Annotated in this window: 1 pseudogene; it reads left to right on the forward strand. The window is 66.7% G+C overall.

The window, feature by feature from the left end:
- A pseudogene (locus B7449_RS18335) lies at positions 1-402 on the forward strand (TrbI/VirB10 family protein); the annotation flags it as partial.

A 402-nucleotide genomic window follows, 5' to 3' on the forward strand; every position in this document is an offset into this window, starting at 1 on the left:
CATCCTCCGAGAGTTTTACTCTCCGGTAAACCCGGGGCAGTTCACAGCGTCTGCCGTGCAGGCTTCCGATGCGCGCCCCTCGGCCGATGGGCTGGATGCCCTCCCGAAGGATTATACCGGTGTGCCGAAGCTGGGACCGCCTCTGCCCGGCGATCTGGGCAAGCCGATCCTGCAAGCGCAGCAGGAAGGCAGGGCCGGACCGGTTTCCGGCATGGGCGACCGGCGCGCTGAACAGGAAGTCGAGGCGGCCATTGCCAGCAAGCTGTTCGTGCAGACACAGGATACCGGGCGGCAGGACAGCGCGTCCGCCCCTGCGTTGCCCTCAACCGGGAATAACCCTCCGTCTGCCCCTGCGGGTACAAATGACCGGCAGGCCGCCAACCGCGCCTTTCTGGCGGGACA

The organism is Komagataeibacter intermedius TF2 (genome assembly GCF_000964425.1).
GTDB lineage: Bacteria > Pseudomonadota > Alphaproteobacteria > Acetobacterales > Acetobacteraceae > Komagataeibacter > Komagataeibacter intermedius.